General features: G+C 56.4%; 5 protein-coding genes. 1 reads left to right on the top strand and 4 read right to left on the bottom strand.

The genetic code is table 11. The features are described 5' to 3' along the window. Nucleotides 1-120: 120 nt before the first annotated feature. Together AU182_RS16515 and AU182_RS08075 are read right to left on the bottom strand one after the other, a co-directional pair. Complete coding sequence (locus AU182_RS16515) at nucleotides 121-2,700, bottom strand: BapA prefix-like domain-containing protein (RefSeq protein ID WP_153039187.1); 2,580 nt, start codon at nucleotides 2,698-2,700, stop codon at nucleotides 121-123. 255 nt (nucleotides 2,701-2,955) lie between these two features. Next, nucleotides 2,956-4,230 carry an MFS transporter gene (locus AU182_RS08075; protein WP_066963415.1) on the bottom strand — a complete coding sequence of 425 codons (1,275 nt, stop codon included), beginning with the start codon at nucleotides 4,228-4,230 and terminating at the stop codon, nucleotides 2,956-2,958. A gap of 438 nt (nucleotides 4,231-4,668) precedes the next feature. On the opposite strand from AU182_RS08075, the gene AU182_RS08070 reads away from it, so the two are divergent. Then, a complete protein-coding gene (locus AU182_RS08070) occupies nucleotides 4,669-5,364 on the top strand; it encodes a histidine phosphatase family protein (RefSeq protein ID WP_066963413.1) in 696 nt (231 codons plus the stop codon). Between the two features lie 73 nt (nucleotides 5,365-5,437). On the opposite strand, the gene pepN is transcribed toward AU182_RS08070, so the two are convergent. Both pepN and ggt read right to left on the bottom strand, forming a co-directional pair. After that, nucleotides 5,438-8,080: an aminopeptidase N gene (gene pepN / locus AU182_RS08065; protein ID WP_066963411.1), complete on the bottom strand. Its 2,643-nt coding sequence runs from the start codon at nucleotides 8,078-8,080 to the stop codon at nucleotides 5,438-5,440. A gap of 25 nt (nucleotides 8,081-8,105) precedes the next feature. Then, nucleotides 8,106-9,845: a gamma-glutamyltransferase gene (gene ggt / locus AU182_RS08060; RefSeq protein ID WP_227718182.1), complete on the bottom strand. Its 1,740-nt coding sequence runs from the start codon at nucleotides 9,843-9,845 to the stop codon at nucleotides 8,106-8,108. Nucleotides 9,846-9,901 lie beyond the last annotated feature (56 nt).

The following is a 9,901-nucleotide window of genomic DNA, read 5'->3' as shown; positions in this document are numbered from 1 at the left end:
GATCCCACACCCAACATTTATTGATATTGGTGCCTAAAGTTTAGCCCAATAAAAAAGCACCGGGTTTTCGGCCCGGTGCTTGTGGCGCCCAAAAAATCTGGGCCAGTTCAGCGATGTGCGTTACAGATCGTGATTTCCATTTTGAGACCAGAGATCTCTCATTGGGTCATCCATATCTGGTGGCAACATCTCCGAAGTATCACTCTGCTGGAGGAATTCACCCAGGTCTTGACCGAGGGAATCACTCATTCCCAAGCCTGGCAGTGGATCACTTTCCAGGTAGTCAGCCAACAAGTCTTCCAGCGTCGGTGGTGACTCGAGCTCTCCTGCTGAGGAGGAGCCGGAGAATCCACAGTCTTCTCCGTCGTCGGCGATCTGCTCTGCCAACTCGATGATGTCGTCAAGCGCATCTTCCAATGCCTCTTGCAGAGCAGCCTCGAGCATCGCTTCAAGTTCCGGGTTGTCGTGCAGCGCACTGCTATCGACATCCAGATCTTCAGCCATGGCAGACGTCATGCTCGATTCTGCCATCGACATCTCCGCATCATCACAGAGGTCGGCCACATCGATCGAGTCAGAGACACCATCGCCTCCCACATTTCCGGAAGGGTTGGTGGGCCAACCCGCAGTCGTGACTTCATTGCCATCCGGGTCGTAATGCCCATTGCCAATGCCATCCGACCCGGCCTTGATGATGTAGGGATCTCCAGGGCCATCGACATCGACCGCTGAGCCGTACTCTTCCTCGATGCAATCGTAAAGTGACTCTGGGTACTTGGGATCCTTGATGTCAGCGAACTCGCCTTCAAAGCCCTCAACCTTAATCACCCTGCCGTCTTCCAACCGGAATGCGACGTAGGAAATACCACTGTCGAGATCCGAGTCGGCGTCAGCGTCAGCGTCGGCGTCAGCATCCGCGTCAGCATCCGCATCGGTATCGGCGTCGGCATCTGCATCTGCGTCGGCATCTGCATCTGCGTCAGCATCCGTATCCGCATCGGCATCTGCATCGGCATCGGCATCGGCATCCGTATCTGCATCCGCATCCGCATCCGCATCCGCATCCGCATCAGCGTCAGCATCCGCATCCGCATCGGCATCCGCATCGGCATCCGCATCGGCGTCGGCATCGGCGTCGGCGTCGGCGTCCGAATCTGCGTCCGCGTCACATTCGATATCAATGTCGATGTCTATATCGATGTCGATTTCACAATCGCCATCCTTGTGACTGCCAGACTTTTCAATGTCCACATCGACGTCGATATCCACTTCATAGCCGTGGAAATCAAATTCGTAGCTGAAGTTGTAGTCGGCATCGGCATCAGCGTCTGCATCTGCATCTGCATCGGCGTCTGCGTCTGCGTCTGCGTCTGCGTCTGCGTCTGAATCGGCATCAGCGTCGCACTCACAGTCGATGTCAATATCTATGTCGATGTCGATATTGATGTCGCAGTCGGCATCTGCATCTGCATCTGCATCTGCGTCAGCATCTGCGTCGGCATCCGCATCGGCGTCCGCATCGGCATCGGCATCCGCGTCAGCGTCGGCATCCGCGTCGGCATCCGCGTCAGCGTCGGCATCCGCATCGGCATCCGCATCCGCATCCGCATCCGCATCCGCATCCGCATCAGCATCAGCATCAGCATCAGCATCCGCATCGGCATCCGCGTCCGCATCCGCATCCGCATCCGCATCGGCATCCGCATCCGCATCGGCATCCGCGTCCGCATCCGCATCGGCATCGGCATCGGCATCGGCATCGGCATCCGCATCGGCATCCGCGTCAGCATCCGCATCGGCATCCGCGTCAGCATCCGCGTCAGCATCCGCGTCAGCATCCGCATCCGCATCCGCGTCCGCGTCGGCATCCGTATCGGCATCAGCATCCGCATCGGCGTCTGTATCTGCATCCGCATCCGCGTCGGCGTCGGTATCTGCATCCGCATCCGCATCGGCATCCGTATCTGCATCGGCATCCGCATCGGCATCCGTGTCTGCATCGGCATCCGCGTCCGAATCCGCGTCAGCATCTCCGTCCGGCGGTGGTGGCGGCGACGGCGGCTCTGTCTCAGGCGGCGGCGACGGCGGCTCTGTCTCAGGCGGTGGCGCGGGCGGCTCTGGTTCCGGCGGCTCGGGGTCGATAATAATGGGGGGCGGGGCCTCAACCGGAGGCTCCGGTTCAGTTTCGCCAGGCGGGGGCGCGGGCGGCGATTGTGGCGGTGGTGGAGACGGTGGAGGTGGCGGCACAAACGGCTCGAACCCGCGATCGCCAGAGTCATCATCCGCTGATGCTGCGATTGCGGCGATGCCTAGCGCCGCCAGGCCCGCCCACACCCAGGGGCAGACGTACTCCCCACCGGATGGAACCACGCCTGCCAGGTCAGCACTACTACTGACCTGGGCCATGGAAAAAATGGAGCCATCTGCACCCTGCTGAGCGAGCATCACTGCGCCCGACTGCGGATCTTCAAGAAAAAGATCACTCTGGGTACTGGTGGCATCCGCCAAATAAAAATTTGCGATCGTAACTATTTCGCCGTTGTCCAGCTGAATAATCAGATCGTCACCGGCCCTGGAGAAAGAAACAATGTCTTCTTGTGCCAGGGCAAGCTTGACGAAACCTGGTGAGTTTAAAACCACGTTGGTGGAATCAAACGAACTCAGGACGCCGCTCGACTTATCGACTACCTGGGTTTGCATCCTGCCTACCTATTCACTTCTCACCATCCACTGATGAGATACTGACCAATGTTGACGAAGCGTACCCACACCCTCAGCAAGAGTACAAACTTCACTCTAAATGTCCATTTTTTAAACAGACATATATTGGTATGGATGAGTTATTCAATTTCTTCAAGCAATCAGTCAGTAAATGAGAAAGCGAATATAAGTCTCAGGGGGCAAGCCGGGCGCCAAATCAACAATCAAGGCGACGGGTATCTGAACCCGTTCTCACTATTGTGACAGCGCCTCCGGCTTGTGCACGGGAGGCTCGCTGATGGGCTCAGCGACGCGCTTCTCCCCTTCACCCAATCGCTTGCCGTAGCGATAGAGCGCCAGGACAAGGCCGCAGAACACAAGCATGCTCCAGTAGAGAACACTGCCACCAAACCACTGAATGACATAGCCGCCAACTAGTGGTGCGCTCGACCAACCGAACGCGTAAAAAGAAGCCGCACCGAAGTAACTGCCTCTGAGATGATTGGGAGCCATTCGGTCTATCTGGATACTCATTGTGGGAAACAAAATTGCTTCGGCAACGCTCACCACAAACGTCGCCCCCAGCCAGCCGTAAAGCCAGTGTATGGGGTTCAGCGCAAACCAGGCTTGGCCCAACGCGAGAATAATCACGCCGATCATCATCCGCTGGTTTACATCCAGCCCTCCCAAGGCGCGCAACAGCGGAAACTGCAAAAGGACAATGGTCATGGCATTGACCAGGATCATCCCGGAAATCAGCCCTACTAAAGCTGGCGCCTGCATTTGCGTCAGGTACTGGACCAGGCTGGTATCGAAGTGCGCGTAAATAAACAGCGTCAGCACATTCGCCAGTACGACAACGAGAAATACTCGGTCCTGGCGCAAGACCTGTATGGTCTGTGTAAAACTGCTGGCGGTGTGCTTTTGTCGACGGGACTGCTTTCCCGCAGCGGAGTATTGGAAGCCCCATACAAGCCCGATGCACAATAACAAGTAGCTCAGCGCAGTCAGTCCGAAGGTAGATTGCTGTGCGCTGATACCAGCCCACACACCAATGATCGGGCCCAGTGCCGCGCCAACATTAATCAGGAAGTAGCGAAATTGCAGTGCCAGCTCACGGCTTCTGGCATCCGGTATCAGGTCGCCAAAAAGTGCACTCGCCGGTGGCTCCCAGATTGACCGCCCAATGGAGCAAAGGGTGATCGCAATCACAAACGCCATCAGGGTTTCTGCCTGAGACAAAATCACAAAGGCACAGGCATTGATGGCAGTGCCGAGAATCAGCACACCCCGACGGCCATAACGGTCCGAAAGCGCTCCCACATAAAAGCCGAGCAGTGCGGACGCCATGGCTGACGCGCTGAGAATCACACCAATCACTCCCGGCGTCAGCGCAAACTTTTCGTGCAGTAAAATGGCCAGAAATGGCCAGACCATAAAATAGGTGCCGCGACCAAAGAAGCTGCCCAGTAAAATAATCCATATCAGGGGCGGTAAGCCGTAAAGTGATTGCCACCATTGCCTGTCCATTGCCGTATCTCCCAATCAATCGGCACAAAAAAACCCGGAGGGCAGAACCCTCCGGGTTTTTTCCTGAAGGGCTCTCTTGAAACCCTCCAGCACAAATAAATTCGTTTACTGTCAGGTAATCATACGGCGCACACCAGTGGACACGGCCACACAGATACGCTGAGTGGACAGGTGCTTTCGCAGGGCAGCCGATAGCCAAATGCAGGAAAAACCGAGCCGCAATGAAGGCACCATTGCACGCAGACCGAGCGCAGCTAAGGAATACATTCCGCTGCGGCCGGGCAAGCACGATTGAATGGCGATCTGACTCATGAGGTTTCTCAAACTCTTTTTGACGGTTAAAACGTGACAGTGAACGGGCAATAATATCGGAGTAATTGTCGGTTGCAACCAGGATTGTGCTTTTCTTTCCTTTTCTTGTTACATCGCCATTAAGACATGATCGCCCTGAGCTGGCGCATTTCCGTTATCATCGACTCGGTGCCCACGCTCAAGGAGATCAGTCCATTGCACGAAATCGTACTTATCCGACACGGGGAAGCTGCAAAGTCAGCGACGGATCCCGACCCGGGCCTGACGGCGCTTGGGCAGCAACAGGCGCAGGCGTTGGTAGACGATGTGGGTAGCCGTTACCCTGGTGGTGAAGGCGTACGAATCATCAGCAGTCCGAAATCCCGTACTCTACAGACGGCCCTCCCCCTGGCGACACATTGGGGACACGAGATTCTGCAGGCACCAGACGTCATAGAAATCCCCTCCCCCGAGGGTATGCCCCTCGCTCAGCGTGGGGACTGGATCCGACACCTCCTGCACAGTGAGTGGGACAGCCTGTCAGCCTCCCAGGCGCACTGGCGGGAACGGCTGATCGCATTCTTGCTGTCCCTGGATTCCCATTCAGGAAAAATGGTCAGTGATTCAGGTGGCGCCTTCAGCGATAACGCGCACACCTCTCTGGTCTTCTGTCACTTCATGGTCATCAACTCGGTGGTTGCCCAGTTGCGGGGCGATCGCAAAATAACGCAGTTTTACCCGGACTACACCTCGCAGACCCACCTCAAGCTGGACAATGGAACCCTGTCACTTGTCGAACTTGGGCGAGCGCTTGTACCCCAGGGTGAACACCGCATCCAGTGAAACCGCATCTGCATCCATAAAGAAAAGGGGCCAAAGGCCCCTTCGTCTATAAATGTGTATGTATAAAAAACCGCTAGGCAAGGCTCTTGCTCACCACCTCATAAAGATCCGGCGATAACTCACCACTGTCGGCAATGCGCTTGAGTGCACCCTGTATCTGCTCCGCCTCCCGGGCACGATACTTTTTCCACCGCGTCAGGGGCGTCACCAGCCGCGAGGCTATCTGCGGGTTTAATCCGTCCAGAGTAATGACCTGATCCGCAAGGAACTCGTAACCACTACCGTCTTCACGATGGAACTGCTTGAAATTCCGCATGGCAAAACCACCGATGACCGCGCGCACTTTATTGGGGTTTTTCAATTCAAATGCCGGGTGTGACATCAACTGACGGACACGCCCTAGGGATCCAAAGCTAGCGCTGCTGCTTTGCATGCCAAACCAGCTTTCCACAACCTGGGTATCGTGCTGCCACTGCTGATAGAAGGACGCCAGTCTCTCCTCGGCCACGGCTTCTGCACCGTACTCCACCAGGGCAGCCAGTGCCGCGGAAACGTCGGTCATGTTTTCGCCGCGCTCGAACTGGGCCTGTGCGAGTGCCAGCGCGTCCTCGTCGCCGGTGGTACACAGGTACGCCAAGCAGGTATTTTTAAGGCTGCGCTGTGCGATATCTTCCGCCGTAGGCTGGTACGCCTTGCGCTCATCCAGCGCATGGTAGCGAGCCTGGAAATGCGACTTGAGTGCGCCGGCAATGGCCCTGCGGACAGATTCCCGCGCGGCAATAATCGCCTCGGCATCAATTTCATTGCCCTGCTCTGCCATCTCCTGCGCGCTGGGCAGGGTCAGCATTTTCGCCACCAGGGCGGGATCCAGCTGGGTATTTTTGAGCACCGCCGAAAAGCCATCAATAAGTGCCGCGGGAGTTTCCAGGGTCTCACCGGCCCGGTGCTGTTTTTGCAGTTGCTCCAGTGTCCTCAGTGCCAGGCGCTGGCAGGCATCCCAGCGGTTGAAGGCGTCGGTGTCATGCTGCATCAAAAACAGCAGTTGCGCGTTGCTGTAGTCAAACCGCAACTTTACCGGCGCGGAAAAGCCGCGCAGTAACGATGGCAAGGGACGCTCATTAATCCCATGCAGGGTAAACGACTGCGTTGCCTCGGTAAGGTGGAATACCGTTTCTGTGCTGCCCGACGCGTCCAGTGACAGCGCATTGCCATTCTTGTCCAGCAGGCCAACCGCTACGGGTATATGCAGGGGTAACTTCTCCGCCTGACCCGGGGTCCCCGGGGTATGCTGGTGAAAGGTAAGTGTGTAGGCCGCATTCTCTGCGTCATAGTCATCTTTCACATCCAGCACCGGCGTTCCCGCCTGGTTGTACCAGCGACGAAACTGCTTCAGATCGGCGTTGTTGGCATCTTCCATCGCCACAACGAAGTCTTCGCAGGTGACCGCGCACCCGTCGTGACGCTCAAAGTACAAGTCGCTGCCCCGGCGAAACGCTTCTTTCCCAAGGATGGTATGGATCATCCGCACCACTTCCGCGCCCTTTTCATAGATAGTCAGGGTGTAGAAATTGGATATTTCCATGTAAGAATCTGGTCGCACCGGGTGCGACATGGGACCGGCGTCCTCGGCAAACTGTGCCGTGCGCAACAAGGTGACATCTTCTATGCGCTTGACCGCGCGGGAATTCATGTCCGCAGAAAACTCCGCGTCGCGAAATACCGTAAACCCTTCCTTCAGACTCAGCTGAAACCAGTCTCTGCAGGTGACGCGGTTGCCGGACCAGTTATGGAAGTATTCGTGGGCGACGATGGCTTCAATACGCTGGAAAGCCGCGTCCGTTGCGGTTTCCGGGCTCGCCAGAACACAGGCGGAATTGAAAATATTGAGCCCCTTGTTTTCCATGGCGCCCATATTGAAGTGATCGACCGCGACGATCATAAAGATATCCAGGTCGTATTCACGACCGTACACCTCCTCGTCCCAGCGCATGGAGTGCTTCAATGAGGTCATGGCATGGGCGCACTTTCCGATATTGCGCGCCTCGGTAAACAGCTGCAATTTGACGTTACGGCCGCTGCACGTGGTAAAGGTGTCCTCAACATACTGCAGGTCCCCCGCTACCAGGGCAAACAGGTATGAGGGCTTGGCGAAGGGGTCCTCCCAGGTTACCCGCAACCGTCCGTCGTCCGTTGTGCCGCTATCCACCTTGTTGCCGTTGGAAAGCAATACCGGGTAGGTGGCCGGCGCTACGATCGTTGTGGTGAAGACAGACATCACATCCGGGCGGTCCGGATAAAAGGTAATTTTGCGAAATCCCTCTGCCTCGCACTGGGTACAGTACATACCATTGGAGAGGTACAGGCCCTCCAGCGAGGTATTGCTTTCCGGCGCGATTCTGGTCTGAATCTCCAGAACGAACTCGGGCTTGTCGACGGTTAACGACAGACCGCCGGCTTCTTCCCGGTAGCGCTGCGCGGGAAGCAAGGCTCCATCTAGTGCAATTGACAGTAGTTCCAGGTCGATCCCATCTAGCCACAGGGCGGGCAAACCGGATTCACCACCTTTCACTGCATCCGGATTGCGGCGCACCTGCAGCCGCGACTTCACCAGGGTCGCATTGGGCTCCAGGTCAAACAGTAACTCGGTGCGGTCAATCAGGTAATCCGGTGCCTGATAATCCTTGAGATAAATGGTATGGGGCTGAGCATTTTTCATTGGTTTACTTCACTTCACCTGTCGATTAATAGCCGGCGGCCTGGCCGTCTTTGCGGCTTTCCGATGCACCGTGATACACGCCGTTTTCCGCCTTCAGAATGGCCTGGTATCCGCCGTAGGGGCCACTCTCAAAGCGGACCTGATGCCCCATTTGCACAAGTTTGCGACGGGTTTCCATGGGGAAGCCATCCTCCAGGCTGAGATAGCCGCCGTCTTGCATAATTTCGTCGGTGGGCTGGCTGGAGCCGCTGTGCAGTATCCGCGGTGCATCCCCGGCTTCCTGCACGTTCATGCCGAAGTCCACCATATTGATCACGATTTGCGCGTGCATCTGTGGCTGAGTGGCACCGCCCATCACACCGAAACTGAGCCAAGGCTTGCCTTTTTTGGTAACAAAGGCCGGGATAATGGTATGGAAAGGACGCTTGCCCGGCGCGTACTGGTTGAAATGCCCCTCTTTCAGGCTGAACATTTCTCCCCGGTCCTGCAGGATAAAGCCGAGCTCCCCCGGGGTCATGCCTGAGCCCATTCCACGGTAGTTGCTCTGGATCAGAGAAACCATGTTGCCGTCTTTGTCGGCGGTGGTGAGATAGATGGTATCCCCATGGCGCAGTGCGACGTTCCCGGCGTCGTACCGCTTGGCGGCCTTGTCCGGGTTGATCAGTTTGCGTCTTTTATCTGCGTAGGATTTGGAAATCAGCTCTTTTACCGGCAGCTTGTTGAAGTCGGCGTCCGCGTAATATTTTGCCCGGTCTTCAAAGGCCAGCTTCTTTGCCTCCGCAAACAGGTGTACATACTCGGGGCTCAGGCGACCCATTTTTGTCAGGTCATACCCCTCGAGAATATTCAGAATCTGCAACGCAGCGATACCCTGGCCGTTGGGCGGCAGCTCCCAAACGTCATAACCCCGGTAATTGGTAGAGACCGGCTCCACCCAGTCAGACGTATGACTGGCGAGGTCCTCATAGGAAAGAAAACCCCCATTGGCTTTCATGTACTGATCAATTTCCCGGGCGATATCGCCTTTGTAAAACGCATCGCGACCACCATCGGCTATTTTCTGCAGGGTTTTGCCAAGACGGGGATTGCGAAACACCTCCCCCTCTTTGGGCGCACGCCCACCTGGCATATAGGTCTCGCGAAAGCCGGGAAACTTTTCCAGAATCGGCACAGAGCGATTCCAGTAGTAGGCCACCAGCTGGGTCACCGGGAAACCATCGTTGGCATAGTCGATGGCGGGTGCCAAAAGCTCACTCATCGGCAACTTGCCAAATTTCTCGTGCAACTCAAACCAACCGTCCACGGTGCCGGGTACCGAGACTGGCAGTGGCCCATGCGAGGGTATTTTTTCCAGGTTATTGTCAGCGAAATAGCGAAATGGCAGAGACTTGGGTGAGCGACCACTGGCATTCAGTCCGTGGAGCTTTTTGTCTTCCGCGCTCCACACAATGGCAAACAAATCCCCGCCAATGCCGTTGCCCGTTGGCTCCATCAATCCTTGCACCGCATTCGCCGCAATTGCGGCATCCACGGCACTGCCACCCTTCTTCAGGATATCCAGCGCCACCTGGGTGGCAAGGGGCTGACTGGTGGCAGCCATTCCCCGGGTTGCCAGTACCGGTGAGCGACTCGCGAACCCTTCACCATTTACACGGTCATAGGCACTGACACTGCCGGCCACACACAGGGTACCAACCAGCGCCACGGTAATCGCAGCAAGGAAATCCCGGCGCTTTCGGCCACCTGAGAGGAAAACTGTCATCATGTATTTCACAAGTACTGCCCCTTTCATTATTCTCAAAACAAGTTTCTCTATTTAGA

This window comes from Microbulbifer sp. Q7, assembly GCF_001639145.1.
Lineage (GTDB): Bacteria > Pseudomonadota > Gammaproteobacteria > Pseudomonadales > Cellvibrionaceae > Microbulbifer.
This window is presented reverse-complemented; position numbering and strand designations above follow the sequence as displayed.

Bases quoted from the DNA above. Each gene is read 5' to 3' on its own strand.
- AU182_RS16515 (WP_153039187.1), bottom strand. From the start codon at position 2,700: ATGCAAACCCAGGTAGTCGATAAGTCGAGCGGCGTCCTGAGTTCGTTT.
- AU182_RS08075 (WP_066963415.1), bottom strand. From the start codon at position 4,230: ATGGACAGGCAATGGTGGCAATCACTTTACGGCTTACCGCCCCTGATA.
- AU182_RS08070 (WP_066963413.1), top strand. From the start codon at position 4,669: ATGATCGCCCTGAGCTGGCGCATTTCCGTTATCATCGACTCGGTGCCC.
- pepN (WP_066963411.1), bottom strand. From the start codon at position 8,080: ATGAAAAATGCTCAGCCCCATACCATTTATCTCAAGGATTATCAGGCA.
- ggt (WP_227718182.1), bottom strand. From the start codon at position 9,845: ATGATGACAGTTTTCCTCTCAGGTGGCCGAAAGCGCCGGGATTTCCTT.